Origin of the sequence: Micromonospora taraxaci, assembly GCF_007830095.1 — a bacterium.
Taxonomy (GTDB): Bacteria; Actinomycetota; Actinomycetes; order Mycobacteriales; family Micromonosporaceae; genus Micromonospora; species Micromonospora taraxaci.
In genome coordinates, this window is the sequence record NZ_VIWZ01000001.1 from 5868146 (window position 1) to 5892043 (window position 23898).

Annotated in this window: 18 protein-coding genes; 3 read left to right on the top strand and 15 right to left on the bottom strand. The window is 71.5% G+C overall.

The annotated features are described in order from the left end of the window. Nucleotides 1–4 precede the first annotated feature (4 nt). Nucleotides 5–1363, bottom strand: a complete 1359-nt coding sequence (locus FHU34_RS26580) for an MFS transporter (RefSeq protein ID WP_145784953.1) — start codon at nucleotides 1361–1363, stop codon at nucleotides 5–7. Nucleotides 1364–1492: 129 nt separating this feature from the next. Beyond that, nucleotides 1493–3097: a flavin monoamine oxidase family protein gene (locus FHU34_RS26585; RefSeq protein ID WP_145784954.1), complete on the bottom strand. Its 1605-nt coding sequence runs from the start codon at nucleotides 3095–3097 to the stop codon at nucleotides 1493–1495. Between the two features lie 162 nt (nucleotides 3098–3259). Between FHU34_RS26585 and FHU34_RS26590 the strand changes: the two genes are divergently transcribed. Continuing rightward, complete coding sequence (locus FHU34_RS26590; RefSeq protein WP_145784955.1) at nucleotides 3260–3613, top strand: nuclear transport factor 2 family protein; 354 nt, start codon at nucleotides 3260–3262, stop codon at nucleotides 3611–3613. A 22-nt stretch (nucleotides 3614–3635) separates the two neighbouring features. Here FHU34_RS26590 and FHU34_RS26595 read toward each other — a convergent pair whose 3' ends face one another. Both FHU34_RS26595 and FHU34_RS26600 read right to left on the bottom strand, forming a co-directional pair. Next, nucleotides 3636–4340, bottom strand: coding sequence for a UdgX family uracil-DNA binding protein (locus FHU34_RS26595; protein ID WP_145784956.1), 705 nt, complete (start codon nucleotides 4338–4340; stop codon nucleotides 3636–3638). 302 nt (nucleotides 4341–4642) lie between these two features. Continuing rightward, nucleotides 4643–5983: an aminotransferase class I/II-fold pyridoxal phosphate-dependent enzyme gene (locus FHU34_RS26600; protein WP_145784957.1), complete on the bottom strand. Its 1341-nt coding sequence runs from the start codon at nucleotides 5981–5983 to the stop codon at nucleotides 4643–4645. Nucleotides 5984–6019: 36 nt separating this feature from the next. On the opposite strand from FHU34_RS26600, the gene FHU34_RS26605 reads away from it, so the two are divergent. Then, nucleotides 6020–7261: a bifunctional pyridoxamine 5'-phosphate oxidase family protein/GNAT family N-acetyltransferase gene (locus FHU34_RS26605; protein ID WP_145784958.1), complete on the top strand. Its 1242-nt coding sequence runs from the start codon at nucleotides 6020–6022 to the stop codon at nucleotides 7259–7261. Then, on the top strand, nucleotides 7261–7932 hold the full coding sequence (leuE, locus tag FHU34_RS26610) for a leucine efflux protein LeuE (protein WP_130399689.1): 672 nt from the start codon (nucleotides 7261–7263) through the stop codon (nucleotides 7930–7932). Before FHU34_RS26605 ends, leuE begins: the two co-directional genes overlap by 1 nt. 141 nt (nucleotides 7933–8073) lie before the next feature. On the opposite strand, the gene FHU34_RS26615 is transcribed toward leuE, so the two are convergent. The 11 genes from FHU34_RS26615 to FHU34_RS26665 form a co-directional block, all read right to left on the bottom strand. After that, nucleotides 8074–9006 (bottom strand): sporulation protein, encoded by a 933-nt coding sequence (locus FHU34_RS26615; protein ID WP_145784959.1) that lies wholly within the window; start codon nucleotides 9004–9006, stop codon nucleotides 8074–8076. Nucleotides 9007–9125: 119 nt separating this feature from the next. Next, nucleotides 9126–10190, bottom strand: a complete 1065-nt coding sequence (locus FHU34_RS26620) for a hemolysin family protein (protein WP_145784960.1) — start codon at nucleotides 10188–10190, stop codon at nucleotides 9126–9128. Beyond that, nucleotides 10187–11542, bottom strand: a complete 1356-nt coding sequence (locus tag FHU34_RS26625; RefSeq protein ID WP_145784961.1) for a hemolysin family protein — start codon at nucleotides 11540–11542, stop codon at nucleotides 10187–10189. The genes FHU34_RS26620 and FHU34_RS26625 overlap by 4 nt, the downstream gene beginning before the upstream one ends. A 200-nt stretch (nucleotides 11543–11742) precedes the next feature. Continuing rightward, nucleotides 11743–16758, bottom strand: coding sequence for a fibronectin type III domain-containing protein (locus FHU34_RS26630; protein WP_167524909.1), 5016 nt, complete (start codon nucleotides 16756–16758; stop codon nucleotides 11743–11745). Nucleotides 16759–16937: 179 nt separating this feature from the next. Continuing rightward, entirely contained in the window at nucleotides 16938–17267 is a 330-nt protein-coding gene (gene mnhG, locus FHU34_RS26635) for a monovalent cation/H(+) antiporter subunit G (RefSeq protein WP_088991858.1), read from the bottom strand. Next, the gene (locus FHU34_RS26640) at nucleotides 17267–17530 is read right to left on the bottom strand and encodes an MrpF/PhaF family protein (protein ID WP_145784963.1); all 264 of its coding nucleotides are present in this window, start codon (nucleotides 17528–17530) and stop codon (nucleotides 17267–17269) included. The genes mnhG and FHU34_RS26640 overlap by 1 nt, the downstream gene beginning before the upstream one ends. Further along, on the bottom strand, nucleotides 17527–18138 hold the full coding sequence (locus FHU34_RS26645) for a Na+/H+ antiporter subunit E (RefSeq protein WP_145784964.1): 612 nt from the start codon (nucleotides 18136–18138) through the stop codon (nucleotides 17527–17529). The genes FHU34_RS26640 and FHU34_RS26645 overlap by 4 nt, the downstream gene beginning before the upstream one ends. Further along, on the bottom strand, nucleotides 18135–19640 hold the full coding sequence (locus tag FHU34_RS26650; protein WP_145784965.1) for a Na+/H+ antiporter subunit D: 1506 nt from the start codon (nucleotides 19638–19640) through the stop codon (nucleotides 18135–18137). Before FHU34_RS26650 ends, FHU34_RS26645 begins: the two co-directional genes overlap by 4 nt. Continuing rightward, a complete protein-coding gene (locus tag FHU34_RS26655; protein WP_145784966.1) occupies nucleotides 19640–20119 on the bottom strand; it encodes a Na(+)/H(+) antiporter subunit C in 480 nt (159 codons plus the stop codon). Before FHU34_RS26655 ends, FHU34_RS26650 begins: the two co-directional genes overlap by 1 nt. A 176-nt stretch (nucleotides 20120–20295) precedes the next feature. Next, the gene (locus FHU34_RS26660; protein WP_145784967.1) at nucleotides 20296–23130 is read right to left on the bottom strand and encodes a Na+/H+ antiporter subunit A; all 2835 of its coding nucleotides are present in this window, start codon (nucleotides 23128–23130) and stop codon (nucleotides 20296–20298) included. Between the two features lie 225 nt (nucleotides 23131–23355). Continuing rightward, the gene (locus FHU34_RS26665; RefSeq protein WP_145784968.1) at nucleotides 23356–23742 is read right to left on the bottom strand and encodes a hypothetical protein; all 387 of its coding nucleotides are present in this window, start codon (nucleotides 23740–23742) and stop codon (nucleotides 23356–23358) included. Nucleotides 23743–23898 lie beyond the last annotated feature (156 nt).

Sequence of the window (23898 nt, forward strand, 5' to 3'; positions counted from 1 at the left end):
GTGATCAGCCCTCCTCGTCCGGTGCCCCGGTCGGCACCGGGCGCAACGCTAGCGCCACCAGGGGCGCCGCCGCGACCGCCGCGAGCAGGGTGAGCACGGGATAACCGGCGAACTGCATGACAAACCCGCTGACCACGGCGGCAGCGGCCCCGGCCAACCCCATGACCAGGTCGCAGAACCCCTGGACGCTCGGCCGCACTCCGGCCGGCACCGACTCGGACAGCAGCGTCGAGCCGGCCACCATCGTCCCCGACCAGCCCAGCCCGAGCAGGACGAGACCCACCGAGAGCCGGGGTGTGTGGTGTCCGGCGGTGCCGGCGACCGCGCAGGCGGCCAGCAGAAACCCCACCCCGCCGAGGATCACGGCCCGCCGGCCGAGCCGGTCGGTGAGCCAACCCACCACCGGGGAGAACGCGTACATGCCCGCGATGTGCAGGCTCAGCACGATGCCGACCAGGCGCAGCACGTCGGCGTCGGCGTGCGACTCGCCGAGCCGGACCGGGGTCATCGCCATCACCGCCACCATGACCAGGTGACCGACCGCCACGGCAGCGACGCCGAGCCGGGCGGCGGGTCGCGCGCGTACCACCGACCAGGCCGCCCGCAGCCCTGCGCCGCGCGGCGCGCGCACCGTGACCGGCGCGGCGGCCGGCGCCTCCGCCACTGCGGCCGTCGCCGCGGCGTCGGTCGGCGGCACGACGGGCGTGTCGGCCGCCGCGAGCCGCCGCGCGGTGAGCAGCGGGTCGGGCCGGAGCAACCCGAGGAGTACGACGGCAGCCAGCACGAACGCGGCCGAGCTGAACGCGAACGGGCCGGCGAGTGGGGGCAGCCCCCAGCCGGTGGTGACCCGGTCGGCCAGGGCGGCGAAGTTCGGTGCGGCCACCGCACCGATGGTGGTCGCCCAGACGATCAGGGAGAGCTGCCGCCCCCGTCGGGCCGGCTCGGCGAGGTCCACGGCCGTGTAGCGGGCCTGGAGGTTCGCGGCGGTGCCCCCACCGAAGAGCAACATGCCGAGGAAGAGCAGCGGGATCCAGTGGGTCACCGCGGACAGCACCACGAGCACGCCGCCGACGGCACCGACCGCGTACGCCACCACCAGCCCTGGTCGCCGCCCGTGCCGCGCCATGATCCGGGTGACCGGGACGGCGAGCAACGCCGCGCCGACCACCCCGGCGCTCTGTGCCACACCGGCCACCGCGGTGCCGGCGATCCGCGCGGCGAGCAGCGCGCCGACCGCGATGCCGATGGTGACGCCGACGCCGCCGACGATCTGGGTGGTGGAGAGCAGCCGCAGGGTACGGCGTTGGATCGACGCGATGTCGGGGCGAGCGGCGGTGCCCGACGCGGTCAGGTCGGTGGCCATCGGCGCTCCTTACGAAGAGGGTGGCCCCATCCTCGCGCACCCAACCCGCCGCCCGCCGCCCCGCCGCGCGCCCCGCCCAATGATCCGGGCGCGCGGACCGGGACGGATACGCCCGGTCGGCCTGGTCGGTCAGCCGGCCATCACGCGCTGGTGCAGCGACGACACCGCCGAGCGGGCCGCCACGAACGCGCCGTGCTGCCAGGCCACCTCGTGGCTCAGCCAGTCCCCGGCGAAGTAGACCCGCCCGGCCGGCTGGAGCAACAGGTTGTAACCGGCCGTGCCGTAGCGAGGTGAGGTCCAGGCGCCCTCGATGTAGCGCGTCCGGTCCCAGGCGTGGGAGTACGAGGTGACCAGCTCGCTGCGGTACTTGTCACCATGGATCTTCACACCCTGGGCGACCGCGCGCTCCCTGCGCTGCTCGGGTGTGAGCCCGCTGTACGCCCTGGCGTTCGCACCGGTGTTGTAGTAGCCGACGACCAGGCCGCGCTTGCCGTGGAAGCCGTGCGACGGGTACCAGATGTGCGACAGGTCCAGGTCGGTCTCGGTGATGCCGCCGTAGATCCGCTGGTCGGTCTCCCACCAGCGGCTGCGGTACTCCAGACCGATCTTGCCGGCGGCGGTGACCGGGAAGTCGGCCAGGGCGGCGGTCACCGCCGTGCCGAGATTGTGGGGTACGCGGGCCATCAGGTGCGGTGGCAGCGTGGCCACGCAGTAGTCGGCGGTGAGCTGCGCCTGCCGGGAACCCTGCCGATAGGTCACCTCCACGGCACCGCCCCGGTCGGTCACCCCGGTCACCTCGGCGTCGAGCCGGATCCGGTGCGTGCCCACCGCCTTTGCCAGGGCCCGGGGAATCTGGTCCATGCCGCCGACCGGCTGGAACATCAGCATGGCCTGGTCGTAGCCGAACTCGAAGGAGAAGTACCGGCCGACGTTGCTGGCGAAGACGTCGGAGAGCGCCGGGGGCGCACCGAGAGGGCTGCCCACGTCGTTGCCCGCGCCCGGATAGGCGGCGAAGCCCCGACGGCTGGTCCCGGTGTACGCCCATCCGTTGGTGCGTCCGCCGATCGCACCGAAGCTCTGCAGGAACGCCAGGAGCCGGGTCCGGTCCTCGGCGGTGAGCTGGGCGTCCAACGCGCCCTGGTCGGTGGCCTTCGCCAGCAGCTCCGAGACGTAGCCGTACACGTCGGCCTTGGCAGTGCGGTACCGGACCGGCTCGGTCATACCGGCGGACTCGTTGTAGATCCAGGCGTCGGCGTTCTGGTTGGTGAAGACCTCGACGGGCACTCCGAGTTCCCGGCAGTAGTCCATGGTCACCATCCACTGCGCGATCCGGCCCGGCCCGGCGTTGAAGTAGACCCCGTCGGAGAAGCCCGCACGTTGCGTCCGTCCATCGAGGTCGGTTTCGACATCGCCGCCGCGGATGGTCAGGTTCCGCCCGCCGACGCGGTGCCGCGCCTCGAGAATCGTGCAGCGGTAACCCGCCTTGCCCAACTCGTAGGCGGCGGTGAGACCGGCGATGCCGCCCCCGAGGATGACCACGCTGGCACCCGGCCGCCCGGTCAGCGTGAAGTCGGACCGCTCCGGCGGCCGGAATGCCGGGGTGACCGCCGCTTCCGCGCTGGGAGCGAGGCCCATCGCGCCCATCGTGGCGAGCATCGCACCGGCACCACCACTGGCTCCCACCGCCCGCAGGAACCCACGCCGGCTCACCGTCGACTGTGTCTGACCGCTCATCGCGCCTCCCCTACAAGATCGACTCGCATGAGTCTGCAGAGAGGCTGTTTCGTGGATCGCGCAGTGCCGTTTCCGGTAGGTATCGGCTCGCCCGCCGCTGCCGAGCACGTCGGCGGCGGGAACGGAGTCGCTTCCGGCGTGGACCGCGCCTATGGTGCCGCAATGGGCGATGCCGGGACGCGGTTGGTCGAACGCTTCAACGACGCGTGGCATCGGGGCGACCTGACCACGGTGGCCGCCTGCCTTGCCGAGGACGTGCTCTACAGTCCGAGCGCCTGGGACGGGCCGGCCCGAACCCTGCGAGGGCGGGACGCGGTGTGCCGCGCCTTCGCCGACCAGCTCGGCAACGGCCCGACCCTCGGTGCGGTGCGGGCGGCCGGCGACCGGGTCCTGTGCGAGTGGAGCTGGCCGCAGGCGGAGGACGGCACCGTGCTGCGCGGAGTGGATCTCTACCTGGTCCGAGACGGCCTGATCGCCGCAAAGGACGTGTTCAGCAAGATCACGACGGACGGCTGAGCCCCCGCAGCCTCGCGCCGGGCTACTCGGGCAGGGCGCGGGTGACGACGGTGAGGTCGGCGACCAAACCCTCGTACGCCTTGTCCTGGTCGTCGGCGCGCAGCACCGCGGACGGGTGGATGGTGGCCAGCAGGCGAGCCTGCGGCGCGTCGGCGCGCTCGCTGGCGTTGTCCACCGGCACCCGTTGGAAGTCCTCCGGGTGCTGGGCCGAGGCGGGCCAGGGGAGCAACTCGCCCCGCTGCCGGGTGACCCGGAAGGACGGCCCGAGCAGCGCCTTGGCGGCGGTCGCGCCGAGCACCACCACGATCTCCGGGCGCAACCGGGCGAACTCGGCTACCAGCCAGGGTCGGCAGGCTGTGATGTGCACCTGGTCGGGGGTCTGGTGGATCCGCCGCTTGCCGCGCAGCTCGAAACGGAAGTGCTTCACGGCGTTCGTCAGGTAGAGGTGACGCGGGTCCAGCCCGGCGTCGTCGACGGCGCGACGCAGCAGCCGACCGGCGGGGCCCACGAAGGGCAGCCCCTTCTGGTCCTCCATGTCGCCCGGCTGCTCGCCGACCAGCACCACCCGGGCGCTCTCGTCGCCTCGGCCGAAGACCGTCTGTGAGGCGTCCCGGTACAGCTCGCAGCCCCGACAGCCGCCGGCGGCGGTCCGCAGGGCGTCGATGGTGTCGGCGTCGGGCGGGATGAACCGCTGGGCGCCCGGGGCGTTCCCGGTCTGCTCGGCCATGCCGACTGTTATATACCCGTTCGATGCCCGGTGCCGGGTACGCCCGCCGGTCGCACCGCGTCAGTAGCCGTTTCCGCCGCCGTCACCACCGGAAGCGATAGCGATCAACACGATGACGATGATGATGATCACCAGCGCCACCACGATCCAGATTCCCTTGCGTGCTCCGGGAGAAGCCATGGTCCCCACCTCCGGCGGCCCGCATACCCGTCCCGTTCACCCCGAATCCTCGCAACCTCGTACTTTCTGCGCGAACCATCGGTCCCGCCGACACCGGGCGCACGGTGGCGGAGCGCGGCCGGTCAGGTGGGGAACCCCGGGGGTGGGGTGGGGTTGGCGGCGTGGGCCAGGGCGGCGGCGAGGGGGGCGAGGTCGTCGGTGTGCAGCGAACTGACCGTGATGCGCACGGCGGGCGCGGCGGCGATCCGGTAGAGGGCGCCGGGGGCCACCGCCCAGCCGGCGTCGCGCAACGCGGTGACCGCGCTCGTCTCGTCCGCCACCGGCAGCCAGACGTTGATGCCGCTGCGGCCGTGCGCCCGCAGGCCGTGCTCGGCCAGCGCGGTCAGCAGCCCGTCGCGTCGCTGCTCGTAGCTCTGCGCCGCCCGCCGCACCAGCTCGTCGACCGCCGGATCGCTCCAGAGGGCGAGGACCAGCCGTTGCAGCACCGTGGAGACCCAGCCGGCGCCGACCCGCGTCCGGCCGGCCACCCGGGCCACAGTTGTCTCGTCGCCGGCCAGCACCGCGAGCCGCAGGTCCGGGCCGAAAGGTTTGCTCACCGACCGCAGGAAGGCCCAGCTCGCCGTCGCCCCGGCCAGCGGATGCAGGGGTACGCGGGCCAGCTCGGCGGCGTGGTCGTCCTCGATCAGCAGCAGGTCCCGCCGGCCGGCGAGCAGCGCGCGCAGCGCCTCGGCGCGCTCCGCGGAGATGGCCGAGCCGGTCGGGTTCTGGGCCCGGCTGGTGACCACCAGCGCCCGCGCTCCGGCGGCGAGCGCGGCGGCCACCCCGGCCACCATCGGCCCCTCGTCGTCCACGGGTACGCCGATCGGGCGCAGCCCCAGCGCGGCCACCAGGTCGAGCAGGTTGGCCCAGCCCGGGTCCTCCATCGCGACCGCGTCGCCGGGGCGCAGGTGGGCGCCGAGCAGCCGCTCGATGCCGTCCAGCGCGCCGCCGGTGATGGTCAGCTCCCCGGCGGGCACGCCGTCGGCGTCCAGTCGGGCGCGGGCGGCCTCGGCCAGCTCGGGCAGCACTCCGGCGTCGGAGTAGCTGACCGACGGGCCGCTGTCGGCGGCGAGCGCCGCCAGGTGCGGGCCGAGTGGAGGGAGCAGCCGGCGGTCGGGTTCACCCCGGGACAGGTCCCGGGCCCCGGGCAGTGGTGGCGGGCGTAGCGCGGAGCGGCGGGCGGCCACCGGGGGGCGGGGGCGGACCCGGGTGCCGTGCCGTCCGGCGGTGACGAGCAGGCCACGTTGGCGCAGCTCCTGGTAGGCGCGGGCGACGGTGGCGGGGCTGACACCCAGGTCGGCGGCGAGCGCCCGAACCGGTGGCAGCGGGGCCCCCGGAGACAGCGCGCCGGTACGGATGCCCGACTCGATGCCGGCCGAAATCTCGACGGCCGTCGTACCACTGAGCTGATAGCGTGCTGACACAAACAGGAGATTGTACTAGAACAAAGGGGCGCGCGCATGTATCCACCCACCGCCCGGACCACACCCCACCGCTCCCGCGACAAGATGAGCTACGACGAGGCCGCCGCCCACGCCGTGCTCGACGAGGCGTACGACTGCGCGCTCGGGTTCACCGTCGACGGCCAGCCACGGGTGCTGCCCACCCTGCACGTACGCATCGGCGACACCCTCTACCTGCACGGCTCCACCGGAAGCCGGCCACTGCTCGCCGCCCGGGGCGACGGGCTGCCGGTCTGCGTCGCGGTGACACTGCTCGACGGGCTGGTCTACGCCCGGTCCCAGTTCCACCACAGCGCCAACTACCGCTCGGTCGTCGCGCACGGCACCGCGCGACTGGTCACCGACGAGCGGGAGAAGCTCGCCATGCTCACCGCGCTGGTGGAGAAGGTCGGCTCGGGACGCAGCACCGACACCCGTCCGCCCAGCCGACGGGAGCTGGCCGAGACGGCCGTGCTGGCGCTACCCCTGCGCGAGGTCTCCGTCCGGTCCCGCAGCGGTGGGGTCCGCGAGGACGAGGACGACCTGCACCTGCCGCACTGGGCCGGCGTGCTGCCGCTGCGGTTGACCCCCGGACAACCCGAGCCGGACGCCGGCGTCACCGCACCGCTGCCGGCGTTCCTGCGTACGGCCCGCACGCAGTGGCACGACCCGGTGTCGCTGCACGGCGAACACGTCCGGCTGGAGCCGCTGGACCTGGCCCACACCGAGGAGCTGCACGCCGCCACCGAGGACGCGGAGGTGTGGCGGCACCTCAGCGTGGCGGCACCTACCGCGCCCGATGGGACCGCCGCGGTGATCGGCACCGCCCTGGCCGCCCAGCACCGCGGTGAGCGGGTGGCCTGGGTGCAGCGGTGCGCGGCCACCGGGGCGGTGGTCGGCAGCACGTCCTACTACGACATCGACCCGGAGCGGAGGGCGGTGGCGATCGGGCACACCTTCCTCGGTCGGCCCTGGTGGCGTACCGGGATCAACACCGAGGCGAAGCTGCTGCTGCTCGGCCGGGCCTTCGACGACCTGGGCGCGGTGCGGGTGGCCTGGCACACCGACATCCGCAACGTCCGCTCCCAGGCGGCCATCGAACGGCTCGGCGCGACCCGGGAAGGCGTCCTGCGGATGCACCGGCAACGCCCGGACGGCTCCTGGCGGGACACCGTCCAGTACGCGATGACCGTCGACGAGTGGCCGAACGCACAGGCCAGGCTGCGAGAAAGACTTCGCCGCACGGCACCGGTGGCGTGATGATGGCGGGCGTGCTGGGGATCACCGACATCTGGACGTACGTGCTGGGCACCGTGGCCATCATCCTGCTGCCCGGGCCGAACTCACTCTTCGTGCTCTCCACCGCGGCCAAACGAGGCGTCGCGGTCGGCTACCGGGCCGCCGGTGGCGTGTTCGTCGGCGACGGGGTGCTGATGTTCCTCTCCGCTGCCGGGGTGGCGTCGTTGCTCAAGGCGTACCCGCCGCTGTTCCTGGTGATCAAGTACGCCGGCGCCGCGTACCTCGGTTATGTCGGGGTGACCATGCTGCTCGGCGCCGTGCGGCGCTGGCGCGACCGCAACGACCCGAGCACGCCGCGGCTCATCGACGCCGCGGAGCCGGCGGCGATGCGCAGCCCGTTCCGCAAGGCGCTGGTGATCAGCCTGCTGAACCCGAAGGCGATCCTGTTCTTCATCTCGTTCTTCATCCAGTTCGTCGACCCCGGCTATGCCTGGCCGGCGCTGTCGTTCCTGCTTCTCGGCCTGATCGCGCAGGTCACCAGCGCGCTCTACCTGACCGCGTTGATCTTCGCGGGCACCTTCCTGGCCGCCCAGTTCCGGCAACGTCGCCGCCTGGCCGCCGGCGGCACCACCGCCGTGGCCGCCCTGTTCCTGGCCTTCAGCCTCAAGCTGGCCACCGCGACCGCCGGCTGACCCGTCGGCGCTGGCGCTGACCCTCGCGTCGATCATGGACTTGTGGTGCCCCCAAAGGGGGTGAAGCAGGATTTTCCTCCCACCACAACTGCATGATCGACGGGGTTGGCGGGGGGGGTGGGCGAGGGCGGGGCGGGGCTGTCAGGTGCCGTCGCCGCCGCCGGACCCGCCACCACCGACGCCTGCACCGCCAGCGGTGCCGCCCAGCCCGAAGCCCGGGCGGATCGGCTCGTCGGGGTGCCGGCTGACGTGGGCGGACCCGCCGATCTGCGCGGACCAGTCGGCGTGGGCGGCAGCTGCGGCGTGCCGGTTGATCGCCTGGCGGAGCCAGCCGTCCACGGTGGCGACCCAGTCCCGCCGGCCGGCGTCCTCGTGCCAGATCCGGAACCTGCTGATGCTCTGGTGGGTGATGCCGGCCAGCGCCAGCCGGCGATCCATCCAGAGGATCGCCTCCAGGCCGGCCGAGTTCGTCACGAAGATCACCTCCAGCTCGGTGATCGGGCCGGCGTAGAGCGGGCCGACCCAGAAACCCCACCGCTGGTGCAGAGGCAGGGTCTGCTCCACCCCGGGCAGCTCACCCTGCTGCAACCCCGCCTGGCGGATCGAGAAACCGAGCGTGTCCAACGCCGCGAACACGTGCTGCTGGGTGGGTAGCGGGTGCACGAAGACAGGCACCATCGCCCCCTGGTCGAGGTCGGGGTCGACGGACACCTCGGTCCGCAGACCCATCCGCAGACTCAGCAGCGGCACCCCACCGAAGGTCGTCACCGGGGTCTCCCAGGGCAACGGCATGGCGAAGTCGACAGCTCTCCGCCGCCCGGCCGGCACGACGAACCGACCGGCGATCGGCACCTGGTGGAACTGCACGAGTCGTCGGGCGGCGGACGGGTCGTCCGGCTCGACTGTGGTGACCAGACCGAGCCGGATGTGCCGGACCAGCACGTCCTCCGGCCCGGCCGCGACAGTCACCCGCCCCGGCAGGCGCAGGCCCGGCCGGGTGCTCGGGTTGGGGAGCGTGGTCTGCACGGACAGGCCGGTCCAACCGGACTCCCGGGACACTCCCGTCAGCCGCACCGCACGCCCCTCCCGGCAGGGGCCCCGTCGGCCCCACCCGGCGCGCCTACCCGGTCGGCGTGATCTCAAGCCCGCAGCGCCGACCCGGCCGCACACATCGGCGCGGCCGGGTCGGCAGGTCAGCGCAGGCGGCGTCCGCGCGGGACCGTGTCGGTCTCGTCGTCGAACTCCCCGATGACCTCCTCCAGGAGGTCCTCCAGGGCGACGAACCCGATCGGTCGCGCCGGGCCGCCGCCGTTGCGCACCAACGCGAGCTGCGACTGCCGGGCCCGCATCGCCGCCACGGCCTCGGTGACCGAGGACGTCGCGGGCAGGGTGAAAGCGGGGGTCATCAACTCCCCGGCGGTCGCGGCGCGGCCGGTGGTGACCACCCGTACCGCCTCCCGGACGTGCACCAGGCCACAGACGTCGCCCTGCTCGTCCAGCACCGCCAGGCGGGATCGGCCGCTGTCCCGGCTGACCTCCTCGATCCGGCCGGCCGGATCGTTCCGACGGACGGTGACCATGGTGGCGAACGGCTCCATCACCTGCGCCACCGACGTGCCCTGCAACTCCAGCATGCTGGTCAGCAACTGGTGCTGCTCCGCGCCGAGCAGCCCGTGCTCGCGGGACTGCTCCAGCAGGATCCGCAGCTCGTCCGGGCCGTGCACCTGGGCGAGCTGATCCTGCTGGTTGACCCCGAACAGCCGCAGGATCGCGTTGGCCAGGGCGTTGAGCGCGGACAGCACCGGCCGCGACACCCGGGCGAAGGCCCGGAACGGCAACGCGAGCAGCGTCGCCGAGCGCTCCGCGTCGGTGATCGCCCACGACTTCGGGGCCATCTCCCCCACCACCAGGTGCAGGAAGGTCACCACTCCGAGGGCGAAGACCAGGGCGATCAGGTGGCTGGCCGCGTCCGGCAGGCCCACAGCGTGCAGCAGTGGGCTGAGCAGGTGCTCGATCGCCGGCTCGGCCAGCGCACCGAGACCCAGGGTGCACAGCGTGATGCCGAGCTGCGCACCGGCCAACATCAGCGACAGCTCGCGGACGCCGTCCAGCGCGGCGCGTGCCGCCCGACCGCCGTTCGCCGCCGCCTGCTCCAGGCGGTACCGCTTGCTGGCCACCAGGGCGAACTCGGCGGCCACGAAGAACCCGTTCAGCGCCAGCAGGATCACCGAACTGAACAACGCGATCCCGGGGCTCATGCGGTCACCTCGGGTTTGCTCAGCTGCAACCGCACCGAGTCGGCCACGTGCCGGTCCACGGCCAGCACCTCGACCAGCGCGCGGGGCTCCGCGTCGTTGACCTCGCCGTCCGCGCCCTCCGGCAGCAGGCTGATCTCCAACCGGTCACCGACCTCCGGTACCCGGCCCAACTCCCGCATCACCAACCCGGACAGGGTGTCGTACTCCGGCGCCTCGGGCAGGGCGATTCCGGTGCTGTCGGCGACCTCGTCGATCCGCCAGCGCGCCGGCACCACCCAGGACCCGTCGTCCTGTCGGGCGGGTGCCCGCTCCGGTGGGTCGTCCTCGTCGCGGATCGGGCCGACCAACTCCTCGGCGATGTCCTCCAGGGTGATGACGCCGGCGAAGCCGCCGTACTCGTCAACGACGCAGGCCATCTGCCGGTGACCGGACCGCAGGCGGTCCAGCACCGTGGGCAGGGGCAACGTCTCCGGTACGAGCAGCGGCGGCCCCGCCACCGCGCTCACCGGGGTGGTCGCCCGCTCCCCCGGGGGTACGCCGAGCACGTCGGCGATGCCGACGACGCCGATCAGGTCGTCGACGCCCTCCGCACCGCGTACCGGGAAGCGGGAGTGGCCGGTGTCCAGCAGCTCGACCACCCGGCTGACCGGCTCGTGCGCCCGTACGGTGTGTACGTCGACCCGGGGCACCATGGCCTCGCCGGCGGTCAGCTCGCGGAAGTCCAGACCTCGGTCGAGCAGCGTGGACATCTCGGCGTCCAGGCTGCCCTCCTCGCGGGACTCGGCGATGATCTGCTCCAGGTCGGCCGGGGTGGCGCCACTGGGCAGCTCCTCGATGGGTTCGATGCCGATGCGGCGCAGCAGCCGGACCGAGGCCCGGTCGAAGAGCCGGATCAGCGGCCCGGCCACGGCCAGGTAGATGAGGGTGGAGCGGCTCAGCGCCCGGGCCAACTGCTCGGCCCGTGCGATGGCCAGGTTCTTCGGCGCCAGCTCACCGAGCACCATCTGCACGATGGTGGCGATGACCAGGGCCAACGCCACCGACAGCGGCAGGCTGACCGCCTCGCTGACGCCGGCAACGCCGAGCAGGTCGGCGAGGCCACCACCCAGGTACGGCTCGGCGACGTAACCGACCAGCAGGGCGGTGACGGTGATGCCGAGTTGAGCGCCGGAGAGCATGAAGGAGAGCCGGCTGGTGACGGTCAGGGCCCGGGCGGCGGCCTGGTCGCCGTCATCGGCGAGCTGACGCAGCTTGCCCCGGTCCACGGCGACGTAGCCGAATTCCTGCGCCACGAAGTAACCGGTGGCGGCAGTGAGAACAACGATCAAGAGGAGACCAACGACGATCAACACGGGTCGCTCAGGGCTCCCGGGGTCGTCGGTACGGGAATATGCCGGGCACGACCCGGCTGGCTACTGCTGCCCTCCTGGGCAGAAGAGTCGATCATGCCGCCATTTTATCCGCCCCGGCTGAAGGACCGCTGGGAGATGGTCGCGATGCGGGCAGCCGGCCCCGGACGGAGTCCGGGGCCGGCTGCCTGGTCGGTGCGGGGTCAGTACAACCAGTTGCACTCGGAGGTACCGCCGTAGCGACGCCCCGTATCGAAGACGAAGTATCCGCCCCAGTAGAGATTGGCCTCTTTCTCGAACCTGTTCGCCTCGTAGGGGTTCCCGGTCGTCAGTCTCGAGTAGGCCGACTGAATTCCGTAGTCCGCCAGGAAGTTCGCCGCGGACAGGTATCGCGCGTACGCGTCGGAATGGATCACCTCGTGCCGTGGGAGATCCGGGCCCCTGATGTCGGCAGAGGTCCGTCCGTAGCCGAAGCGGATGTTCGCCCGCTTGTACGCCTCACACCGCAGGCGGGCCCGGTACGAACTCTCGCTTCCACCGTAGAAGAAGTAGTCTCCGACGGTTGCCGGTTGATCTCCTGCCGGGGAGGTGCCGTAGCACACCCGCGAGCCGAAGCCCGGGTCACACCAGCTTCCGCCCCCCAATACCCGGGTGGCGACGAGGTTACTGCCGTTGAGGTCGTTTCCGCCGCGGGTCCTCGCGTACTCGGACCGGTCGACGATCGCCTCGGCGATCGGGGAGTCGGCGCTCTCCCCGGACATGTTGAAGGCGACCACCCGGAACTCATGCAACTCGCCGTCCGAGAATCCGTACCTCAGGGAGGCGGAGGTGCCCGTGGCAGGCAGTGGCAGACGAATCCAGTGCCAATCCCCGGCAGTCCGGTATTCCATCCAGTAGTACACACCGGGGGTGCTACTCCTGGTCCAGCTCAGGTTCACCTGGCTGACCCCGTTGGAGCTGGCGGAGAGCGACGACACGCGCGTGGGCACGGGCGGCATGGGTTTGGCCGAGGCGACGTTGCTCGGCGTGCTGTCACCGGACATGTTCGTCGCCCGCACCCGGAAGTTGTACGTGGTGCCGTTGCCCAGGTAGCCGGCGACGAAGGTGCAGCACGACGTGATCGGCACCTTGACCCTGGTCCAGGTCGACGAGGTGCTCGTCTTGTATTCGACCAGGTAGTAGACGTTCGGCGTCGGACTCCTGGTCCACGTCAACGTCACCTTGCCGTTCCCGGCCGCCGCACTCAGCCCGGACGGTGCCTGCGGGAACGGCGGCATGGGCCGGGCCGACGCGGTGTTGCTCGGAGAACTGTCCCCCGCCTGGTTGGTGGCACGTACCCGGAAGTCGTAGGTCGTGCCGTTGCCGAGGTACCCGGCCACGAAGGTGCAGCACTGGGTGACCGGCAACTTGAGCCGGGTCCAGTTCGCCGCGCCGGAGACCCGGTACTCCACGAGGTAGTACACCTTCGCCGTGGAGCTGGCCGTCCATCGCAGCGTCACCTTGCCGTCGCCGGCACTGGCGGTCAGGCCGGACGGCGCCTGGGGGAACGGCGGGAGAGGGGTCGCCGCCGCGACGTTACTTGTCGCCGACTGACCGGCCATGTTGCTGGCCGCGACCTTGAACTCGTAGCGGTGGCCGTTGGTGAGGTAGCCCGCGGTCATCGTGCAGCAGGTCGCCGGCAGTGCGACCTTCTGCCAGGACTGTCCCGCGGTCGTGTCGCGGAGGTAGACGTCGTAGTAGACGCCGCCGGTCGGGCTCGCCGTCCAGTTCAAGACGACCTTTCCGTCCCCCGAGGTGGCGGTGAGGCCGGACGGTGCGGCCGGTACCGGCGGCAGGGGCTTGGCGCTGGCCACCGACGTCGGCGTGGACTCCCCGGCGCCGTTGATGGTGGTGACCTTGAACTCGTAGACATCGCCGTTGGTGAGGTAACCGGCGGTCATGGTGCAGCAGGTGGTGACCGGACTGGCCACCTTCTGCCAGGACTGACCGGCGCTCGCGTTGCGCAGATAGACCTGGTACCAGGAACCGCCGGTCGGGCTGGCTGTCCAGTTGAGGGTCACCTTGCCGTCGCCGGCGGTGGCCGTCAGCCCACTCGGCGCCTGCGGCACCCCGCCCACGGCGGTGACCCGGACGGTCGCCGAGGCGACTCCCTCCCCGCCCTGACTCTCACCGGTCACCTTGAACTCGTAGACATGGCCGTCGGCCAGGTAACCCCGGGTCGCCGAGGTCGTGCTGCTGGGCAGGGAGGACTTGGTGAAGGTGGCCTGCCCAGCGGTGACATCGCGCTGGTAGACCCAGTACAGAAGGCCGGGCGCCGGGGCGTCCCAGTTCAACTCGATGGTGCCGGACCCGGCCGGTTGACCGCGCAGGTTGGTCGGCGCGGCCGGACGGGGCTGGCTGCTCGTCGCGGACACCACGTTTCCGGTCGGGCCCTCACCACCGGAGTTGATCGCGGCGATCTTGTACTCGTACGAGTGGCCGTTGGTGAGGTAGCCGGCGGTCATCGTGCAGCAGCTGGTGACCGGGGTGGCGAGCTTGGTGAAAGCGGCGTCCCCGGCGGTCACGTCCCGCTGGTAGACCTGGTACCACAGATCCGGGGCGGGAGCCGTCCAGGCCAGCTTGATGGTGCCGTCGGCCTGGGCCGTCGCGGTCAGTCCGCTGGGGGCCGCTGGCAGCGGAGCCGTCGGCGTCACCGCGACGACGTTGCTCGCTGTGCTCTCCCCACCCGACCCGTTGGCGCTCACCTTGAACTCGTAGCGATGGCCGTTGGTGAGATAGCCGGCCGTCATCGTGCAACAGGTGGTGACCGGGAACTCGAGCTGGCTGAACTCCGTCTCGCCGGCGGTCACGTCCCGCAGGTACACCAGGTGCCAGTTGTCGGCAGCACCGTCCCAGGTCAGCACCGCCTGGCCGTCTCCGGCCGTGGCCCGCAGGTTGGTCGGAGCGGCGGGCGCCGCGACGTCCGCGGTCGCGGAGGCGACGGCGGACGCCGGTGACTCACCGGCGGCACCGAGCGCGCTGACCTTGTACTCGTAGGTGTGCCCGTCGACCAGACCGCCGGCGGTCATCGTGCAGCAGGCGGTCACCGGCCACTCCAGCCTGGTGAAGTCCGCCTCGCCGGCGGTCGCGTCGCGCTGGTACACCTGGAACCAGACATCCGGCTGCGACTGCTGCCAGGTGAGCTTGATGCTGCCGTCCGGCTGCGCGGCCGCGGCCAGGGCGGTGGGAGTGGCCGGAAGGGGTCGCTGCGCCGTCGCCGTCGCCACGTTGGACTGCACCGACTCGCCGCCCTTGCCGAGGGCGGTGACCTTGTACTCGTAGGTGTGCCCGTTCGCCAGGCCGCCTGCGGTCATCGTGCAGCAGGTGTCGACCGGCCACTCCAGCCTGGTGAAGTCCGTCTCGCCGGCGGTCACGTCGCGTTGGTAGACGTAGAACCAGTCGGTGCTGTTGGCGTGCGTCCACTGGAGTTTGATGTCGCCGGTGGTCTGGGTGGCGGCGGTCAGCCCGGTGGGCGTCGGCGGTCTGCTGTGGAACGCTGTCGCGGTCACCTCGACCGACCGTGGCGACTCGCCGCCGCCGTGCACGGCCACCACCTGGAACGCGTACTGATGGCCGTTCTCCAGGCCGTTCATCGAGAGGGTGGTGTCCTGCGGGGAGGAGTCCCACTGCCGGCTGGCCTCGGTCTCGCCGGCGGTGACGTCACGCCGGTAGACCTCGTAGCGCCAGACGTGCGGAACGGTGTTCCAGTTGAGCGTGATGACACCGCCGTCGGCGGCGGCCGCCACCAGACCGGTCGGCGCCGTTGGCACTCCGATGGTGACGGTCACCGTGGCGGCGGCGGAGAGCGGTCCGGCCCCGGCGGTGTTGCGGGCCGCGACCCGGAACTCGTAGGTGTGGCCGGTCTCGTAGAACACACTCAGCTCGGTGGAGTTCCCGGTGATCCCGGTGGAGACCCGCGCGAAGTGGGTCTGCCCCGCCGTCACGTCCCGCTGGTGGACCTCGTACGTCAGGCCCGTGCCGGCGGGTGCCTGCCAGCGCAGGCTGACGGCGCCGCTACTGTCGGCCTGCGCCGTCAGGGCGGTGGGCGCGGCGGGCACCGCGGCCGGATCGGGCGTGGGCCGGGGCCAGTCGACCTCGACGAACCGGGGCCGGTAGGTGCTCACGTCGCCGTAGACGGCGTCCGCGACGAGACTGTTGACGTTGTACGACACCAACAGCTTCCCGGCGCGTGCCAACTCCGGGTGCACACGGGAGTCGTACACGATGCTGCCCGGGATGGTGGCCGGTTCCGGGGCGGTGAACAACGGCACCGGGCCGGCGAAGGGCCCGGTGGGCGAGCTGGCGGTGTAGGCCACGAAGTCGGCCGAGAAGGTCAGGTTGTTCTCCTGGGTGACCAGTACGTAGTTGCTGCCCACCTTCTGCATGCCGAAACCGGCGCCAACGCCGGACAGCACCCGAGCGGAATCGCCCTGGGCCGTGGACCATCCGCTGCCGGTCCAGAACTGCCAGGCACCGGAGAGTCCGCCGGCCGGCACCCGGGCGACGTGGGCGAAGCGCATCTGGCCGACGGATTCGGCCCCGTAGATGTAGGTGTACGCGCCGTCCTCGAGCACCGCTGAACCCCAGGCGATCCTGTTGCCGTAGCCCCGGTCCACGATGCTCCGCACGGTGAGCGCCGGCAGGTCGAAGGTGACCACGGCGCTGTCCAGTTGGGCGAAGTCCAGCGGACCGGTGCCCGTCGTCTTCATCCGCTGGTAGACCACCCGCAGCACGCCACTCTCGACAGTGCCGTCGCCGACCCAGTACTTGTCGGCGCTGCCGTCGGTCGGGCGGACGAGCGAGGCGGGTGCGGCGGCCGTGCCGCCGTGCAGTGTCTGGACCAGGTCGGATCCGTCCTGCACCACGATGGAGTTGTTCACCATCGGGGTGTTCTTCGGCAGAGTGTGGTCCGCGTTGACGGTGCCGATCAGGCTGTCCGAGAAGAGCCAGGCGTTACGGCCGTCCGGCAGCGGGATCGAGACGGTGCTGTCTCCACTCGTCCACTTGCCGCCGGTGTCGCCGTACGAGTTGAATTCGGTGTTGAGTGCGGCGGCCGTCATCCCGCCCGCGGGCAGGGCGGCGTCGGCGGGCCCGGGGGGCACGCCGACCAGCAGGCCGAGGGTCACCGCACCGACGAGTGCGACAGCGACACGGGTCCGGGCCCGCGTATGTCTCTTCATTTGTGTCTCCCGTTGTGAGGCGCACATCGTCACAGCGGTCGATTCGAAGCAGCAAGAGACGTTCGGGCGATGCGATAGATACGTGTACATCTAGAGATGGAACAGGAGTGTGTGCTAATCCCAGGGCACGGTCGGCCTGGTGACCACACCGCCGGCTGGGTCCGGGCGGCCGGGTCAGGTCACCGGTCGGCCAGCTCGTCGGCGTCGAGGAGACTGCGGTCGAGCCGCCCCGACCGGTACGCGGCACGCCCGATCATCTGGGCCGCCACCGGCGCGGTCGCCAACTGGAAGACCGCCACCAGCAGGATCATGCCCAGATCCGCCGGTGACCGCAGCCGCAACCCGATGCCCAGCAGCAACAGGAGCACCCCGAGCACCTGCGGCTTGGTGGCCGCGTGCATCCGGGACAGCGCGTCCGGGAAGCGCAGCACACCGATCGCGGCGGCCAGGCCGAGCAACGCGCCGGCCACCAGGCAGAACGCGCCGAGCCAGTCCGCGATCGTCGCGATCACCGCTGCTCCCGGACCGCGAAGCGGACCAGCGACACCGAGCCCACGAAACCGAGCAGGGAGAGCACGACGAGCACCGGCAGTGTGGTGGCGTGCCGGTTGACCGCCGCCTCGGCGCCCACCGCGCCGACCATCGTGGCCAGCAGCATGTCCGCGGCGATCACCCGGTCCACCAGGGACGGGCCGCGGTAGAGGCGAAGCAGCGCGAGCACCGCCGTCACCGACAACAGAGCGGTGAGGACGACGGCCAGGAACGTGGTCACGGGCGGGTTCCCTTCTCGGATGAACCGGTCTCGACGAGGCGCAGTTCGGCGGCGGAGCCCACCGCGCGGATGATCCGTCGTTCGATGGTGAGGGTGCGTTCCCGGGCCACGTCCAGGTCCGCCGGCCGGTGGGTGTCCAGCACGTGCAGGTAGAGCGTGCCGGCGTCCCGGTCCACTTCGAGGATCAGCGTGCCCGGCACCAGCGAGACCGCCTCCGCGGTGAGCGCCAGGTTCAGGTCGCTGGACACCCGCAACCGGACCCCGATGATCGCCCCACGCGGCCGGTAGCCGGGCTGCACGGCGATCCGGGCGACGTGCAGGCTCGCGGTGACCAGCTCGACGACGAACCGGCCGGCGAACACCAGCAGCGCGCCCGGCCGCAGCCGGCCACCGAAGCTCACCGCCGGCAGCGGGTAGAAGACCAGCACCGCGCCGCCCACCAGCAGGCCGCCGACCAGGTTCGCCCAGTTGACGTCCCCCCAGAGCAGGTTCCAGACCAGCACCAACCACCCGAGCGCCACCACCTGGTCCCGCCAGCGCCCGAGCCGGCCGCGTCCGGACACCCTCGGGCCAGAGGCGTCCGGGCCGGCCCCGGTGGAGCCGGTCACGGCTCACCGCCGGGGAGCACGGCACGCACGTACGGGGTACGCAGGCGCAGGTCGGCCGCCGCGTCGGCGGTGACGTCGAAGAGCGGACCGGCCAGCACTGTCAACGCCAGCCCGAGGGCGACCAGGGCCACGGTGGCCCCGACCATCAGCTTCGGCAGCTGGACGACGGGCTCACCGGTGGCCAGCCGGGGCGCGCGCCAAAAGGCGATGTTCCACACCCGGGACGCCACGTAGAGGGTGAGCAGGCTGGTCACGGTGCCGGCGGCCACCAGCACCCCGGGCAGCGGCCCACCGGCCGCCACCCCGGCCTGGAGCAGACCGAGCTTGCCGAGGAACCCGGAGAACGGCGGCACCCCGGCGAGGTTCATGGCGGGGACGAAGAACAGCACACCGAGCAGCGGAGCCACCCGGGCCAGCCCGCCGATCCGGCGCAGGTCGGTGCTGCCGGCGCGCTCCTCGACCAGACCGGCGACCAGGAACAGCGTGGTCTGGATGGTGATGTGGTGCACCACGTAGAAGATCGCGCCGGAGAGCCCGGCGGCGGTGCTCAACGCCACCCCGAAGATCATGTAACCGATGTGGCTGACCAGGGTGAACGAGAAGAGCCGCTTCAGGTCGGACTGGGCCACCGCACCGAGGATGCCGACCACCATGGTCAGCCCGGCGACGACCATCAGCAGCGTGTCCGCCTGCCCACCGGGGAACAGCAACGTCTCGGTGCGGATGATCGCGTACACGCCCACCTTGGTGAGCAGACCCGCGAAGACGGCGGTGACCGGGGCCGGCGCGGTGGGGTAGCTGTCCGGCAGCCAGGCCGACAACGGGAAGACCGCTGCCTTGATCGCGAAGGCCAGCAGCAACGTCAACTCCAGGGCCAGCCGGACCCCGTCGGGCAGGTCGTCGAGGCGGTGGGCGAGCTGGGCGAGGTTGAGCGTGCCGGTGGCCGCGTACACCAGGCCCACCGCCGTCAGGAACATCATCGAGGAGAGGATGCTGACCACCACGTACGTCGACCCGGTCCGGATCCGGGTCTCGGTGCCGCCCAACGTGATCAGCACGAAGCTCGCGGCCAGCAGGATCTCGAAGCCGACGAAGAGGTTGAACAGGTCACCGGCCAGGAACGCGTTGGTCACGCCCGCGGTGAGCACCAGGTACGTCGGGTGGAAGATCGACACCGGCGTGGACTCGCTCGTCTCACTGCGACCCTGACCGATCGAGTACAGCAGCACGCAGAGGGTCACCGCCGACGACACCACCACCATCAGCGCTGCCAACTGGTCGGCGACCAGCACGATGCCGACCGGTGCCGGCCAACCGCCAACCGCCACCACCACCGGCCCGTGCCGGTACGCCTGGATCAGCAACAACAACGCCACCACGAGCGTGCCGCCGAGGCAGAGCACACTGATCGCGCGCTGAATTCGGGGCCACCCGGCCAGCAGCAGTGTCAACGCCGCACCGAACAGCGGCACCACCACCGGCAACGGCACCAACGCGCCCATCACGCCTCGTCCCCGCGCCGCAGCCGACGACGGGCAGGCTCCGGATCGACCTGCTCCGGGTCACCGTTCGGCCCCTCGCCGCCGTGGTCGACGGCACCCACCTCGTTGCGCCCGGCCCGGCGAATGATCTGCCGATCCTCCAGGTCGTCGGGCACCTCGTCGTCACCGGAGAGATACCAACTCCGGTACGCCACAGCGAGCAGGAACGCGGTGAACCCGAAGGTGATCACGATGGAGGTCAACACCATCGCCTGCGGCAGCGGATCGCTCATCCGATCCACCGGCCCGGTGCCGACGATCGGCGCCCCGCCCGACCGCCCACCCAGCAGGATCAACAGGTTCACCCCGTTGCCGAGCAGGATCACACCCAGCAGGATCCGGGTCAGGCTGCGCTCCAACAACAGGATCACCCCGCACCCGAACAGCACCGCGACGGCCAGCACCAGCACCAACGTCGGCCCAGCGTCGCTCGCGGTCATGGCCGTGCCACCTTTGTTCGCGACTGCGGGGCTCGCAACACCGGCTCACTCCTCGCGCTCACCGTGCCACCCCTGTTCGCGACTGCGGGGCTCGCAACACCGGCTCACTCCTCGCGCTCACCGTGCCACCTTTGTTCGCGACTGCGGGGCTCGCAACACCGGCTCACTCCTCGCGCTCACGGCCGGTCCCCCTTGTCGACGGCCAGGCCACCGGGTGCCTCCCCGGTGGCCTCGATGTGCCGGTCCACCTCCGCGCCGAGGCTGCGCAGGATGTCCAGCACCAACCCGATCACGACCAGGTACACGCCGATGTCGAAGAAGAGCGACGTCACCAGGTGGGTGTCGCCGATCAGCGGCAGGGCCTGGTCGAGCTTGGCGCTCTCCAGCACCGCGCCACCGGCCAGCAACGCCACCACCCCACTGCCGGCCGACACGGCCAGCCCGAAACCGAGGATCGGGCCGGCGCCGATCGGAGCAGCCTCGGTCAGCTCGTACCGGCCACCGGCCAGATAGCGCACCACCAGGGCGAGACCCGCCACCAGACCGCCGGCGAAACCACCGCCCGGCGCGTTGTGCCCGGAGAAGAGCAGGAAGAGGGAGAACAGCACAACGGTGTGGAAGATCAGCCGGATGACCACCTCCAGCACGATCGAGCGGCGCTCCTCGTAGAGGGTGGGGCCACCGCGCAGCCACACCGATCGGCCGGACTCGCTCAGCCGCTGGTCCGACTCCGGGCGGCGCGGTCGCGGCCCGGTGCGGGACCGCTCGAAAATCAGGCTGGCCACCCCGGTCGCGGCCACCACCAGCACCGCCAACTCCCCCATGGTGTCCCAGGCCCGAATGTCGACAAGGGTCACGTTGACCACGTTGCGGCCGTACCCCTGGACCACCGCCAGGTCCGGGAAGGCAGCGGAGATGTCCGGTGCCCGGCGGGCACCGGCGGCGGTGAGGGCCAGCCCGGCGGCCACCACACCCACCGCCACCCCGATCACCCGACGGATCCAGCGGGTGCGGCGCAACGGGCGGGCCGAGAACCGCTCCGGCAGCCGACGCAGCACCAGCACGAAGACCGCGATCGTCGCGGTCTCCACCAGGAACTGGGTGAGCGCCAGGTCGGGCGCCCCGTGCAGGACGAACAGCATCGCGGTGCCGTAGCCGGTCATCCCCACCAGCAGCATCGCGGTCAGGCGGCGACGGGCCCCCACCGCCAGCACCGCGGCGACCGCGATCACCACGACCACCACCGGTTGCAGCGGGCTGTCCCAGAGCGGGATCCGCGCCCGCCACGGGCCGGCGGAGAGCATCGCCGTACCGGGCACCAGCACCAGGGCGACCAGGATGATGCCCAGATACTGCGGCAGGGAGCCACGCTGGGTCGCGCCGGTGACCTCGATGGCCAGCCGGTCGAACCGGCCCACGGTCCACTCGTACCCCTGGTTGCCGCTGACCGGCGCGCGCAGCCGGGCCAGCACGGGGGCGAACGGCCCGCGCAGGGCGAAGAGCAGGCCACCACCGACGAGCGCCACCACTGACAGACCGAGCGCCGGCGTCGGCCCGGACCAGAGCGCCAGGTGCGCGTCCACCCCACCGAGCAGATCGGCGTAGGGACGCAGCAGGTCGTCCAGCACGCTCGCGGCCGGACCGGCGAGCAGACCCACCCCGGCGAGCACCGCCGGCGGGACCAGCATCGACGCGGCGACCGGTCCCGGTCGGACCGGCTCCACGCCCGGCCGGTCGGCGAACGCGCCCCAGAGGAAGCGTGCGCTGTACGCGACGGTGAGCACCGTCCCGGCGACCAGACCGGTGAGGAGCACCGGCTGATCGGTGAACGCCGCGAACACCGCCTCCTTGGACACGAAGCCGACCAGCGGCGGCACACCGGCCATCGACGCCGCAGCCAGCACCGCTACCACGAACAGCGGCCGGGACCAGCGTCGCAGCCCGGTCAACTCGCGCAGGTCACGGGTGCCGGCGCCGTGGTCGATGATGCCGACGACCAGGAACAGCGCCGCCTTGAACAGCGCGTGCGCCAGCAGCATCGCCGCGCCGGCCAGGGCCGCGTCCGGGGTGCCCGACCCGGTGACCGCGATCAGCAGCCCGAGCTGGCTGACCGTCCCGTACGCCAGCAGCAGCTTCAGATCGGTCTGCCGCAGCGCCGCCCAACCGCCGACGAGCATTGTCGCCACGCCAGCGACCTGCACCACCGGCCGCCACGGGCCGACCGTGGCGAGCACCGGCGCGAGCAGCCCGACCAGGTAGACACCGCCCTTGACCATCGCGGCGGCGTGCAGGTACGCGCTGACCGGCGTGGGGGCCGCCATCGCGACCGGTAGCCAGGAGTTGAACGGCAGTACCGCCGACTTGGACAGCGCGCCGGTCAGGATCAGCAGCACGGCCCCGACCAGGTACCCGCCGCCGGGCAGTGCGTGGGAGGTGATCTCCGACCACCGGTAGGTGCCGGCGTGCTCGCCCAGCATGATGAACCCGACCAGCATGGCGAGCCCACCCAGCGTGGTGACCGTCAACGCCTGCGCAGCCGCCCACCGGCTGGACCGCCGTTCGGTGCTGTGCCCGATCAGCAGGTACGAGAAGATCGTGGTCAGCTCCCAACCGACGTAGAGCAGCAGCAGGTCGTCGGCGAAGACCAGGACGAGCATCGCGCCGGCGAAGGCCACCAGGACGCCGGCGAACTGCGCCATCCCGGCGGAGCCCGCGCTGAAGTAGCGGGCGCTGTAGACCAGGACCAGCGCGCCGACGCCGCCGATCAGCAGTGTCATCAGCCAGGACAGCGTGGTGAGACGTAGCGCGATGTCCAGACCCAACTGCTGGATCCACGGGTACGTCTCGACCACCGCCCCGCCGTCGGCGACATCCGGGGTGCGGGCCACCGCCCAGCAGAACGCGGCGGCCGGCGCCAGCGCCAGCGGATAGCACGCGCTGGAACCCCACCACCGGACGAGCAGCGGTGCGGCGAGAGCCGCCGCGAGGTGGAGGACGAGCAGTACCAGCACCTGCGCTCCCGATCGAGGTGGCCGACGCCCGTGCAGCGGTGGCGCCTAGCAGCGATCAGACGACAGTTCCTCGCCCTTCGGGCGGTTTTGCCGGAATTCGTCCGCAGTCCACCCACCCCGCTCCGCGTCGATCATGGAGCCGTGGTGCCCGTTTCGATGGAGAAAGAGAGGCTTTGTCACCCACCACAACTCCATGATCGACCCGACGGTGGGAGGGGTCGGGGGTCAGTACAGGAGGGCGTTGTTGAGCGGCTTGGTGTCGTCCGGGGCGGGGCAGTCGCGGTGAAGCTCGGCCAGCAGGTCCAGGCGGCCGAGTTGGCGGGCGACCCGGTCGACGACCCGCTCCGCCGCGGCCAGCGACCGCACCGAGAGCAATCGACCACGGCTCTCCCGACGCAGCACGAAGTAGTGGACGGCGACGCGGACCTGGCCGCGATCGGCGGCGCTCGCCTGGGCGGTGCAGCGGACCAGCTCCCGTAGGCAGCGGGCGAGGCGTTCGGCGAGCTCCAGCTCGGGGCCGTGCAGACCGCCACGGAGCGCGGCAAGATGGCTGTCAACCTTGCGAATCAGCACGTCGGTGCCCGGTTCGACGGTGCGCTGCTCGCCGGCCATCAAATCCCCTCACCCCGGTTCGCGTTGCGAGTGAAGTTACTTTATGTTGCTCCTTAGAAGCAAGCAGTTAAGTGAGACTTAACGTATTAAGCGCACGTTCCACGCTTTTTACCTTAGTCGGGCACATTCCGCGTCGGGTCGCTCGTGGATGTCGTA

What these genes read in the sequence shown, in the direction of transcription:
- FHU34_RS26580 (WP_145784953.1), bottom strand. Translation starts at nt 1,363, where the DNA reads ATGGCCACCGACCTGACCGCGTCGGGCACCGCCGCTCGCCCCGACATC.
- FHU34_RS26585 (WP_145784954.1), bottom strand. Translation starts at nt 3,097, where the DNA reads ATGAGCGGTCAGACACAGTCGACGGTGAGCCGGCGTGGGTTCCTGCGG.
- FHU34_RS26590 (WP_145784955.1), top strand. Translation starts at nt 3,260, where the DNA reads ATGGGCGATGCCGGGACGCGGTTGGTCGAACGCTTCAACGACGCGTGG.
- FHU34_RS26595 (WP_145784956.1), bottom strand. Translation starts at nt 4,340, where the DNA reads ATGGCCGAGCAGACCGGGAACGCCCCGGGCGCCCAGCGGTTCATCCCG.
- FHU34_RS26605 (WP_145784958.1), top strand. Translation starts at nt 6,020, where the DNA reads ATGTATCCACCCACCGCCCGGACCACACCCCACCGCTCCCGCGACAAG.
- leuE (WP_130399689.1), top strand. Translation starts at nt 7,261, where the DNA reads ATGATGGCGGGCGTGCTGGGGATCACCGACATCTGGACGTACGTGCTG.
- FHU34_RS26620 (WP_145784960.1), bottom strand. Translation starts at nt 10,190, where the DNA reads ATGAGCCCCGGGATCGCGTTGTTCAGTTCGGTGATCCTGCTGGCGCTG.
- FHU34_RS26630 (WP_167524909.1), bottom strand. Translation starts at nt 16,758, where the DNA reads ATGAAGAGACATACGCGGGCCCGGACCCGTGTCGCTGTCGCACTCGTC.
- FHU34_RS26650 (WP_145784965.1), bottom strand. Translation starts at nt 19,640, where the DNA reads ATGGGCGCGTTGGTGCCGTTGCCGGTGGTGGTGCCGCTGTTCGGTGCG.
- FHU34_RS26655 (WP_145784966.1), bottom strand. Translation starts at nt 20,119, where the DNA reads ATGACCGCGAGCGACGCTGGGCCGACGTTGGTGCTGGTGCTGGCCGTC.
- FHU34_RS26665 (WP_145784968.1), bottom strand. Translation starts at nt 23,742, where the DNA reads ATGGCCGGCGAGCAGCGCACCGTCGAACCGGGCACCGACGTGCTGATT.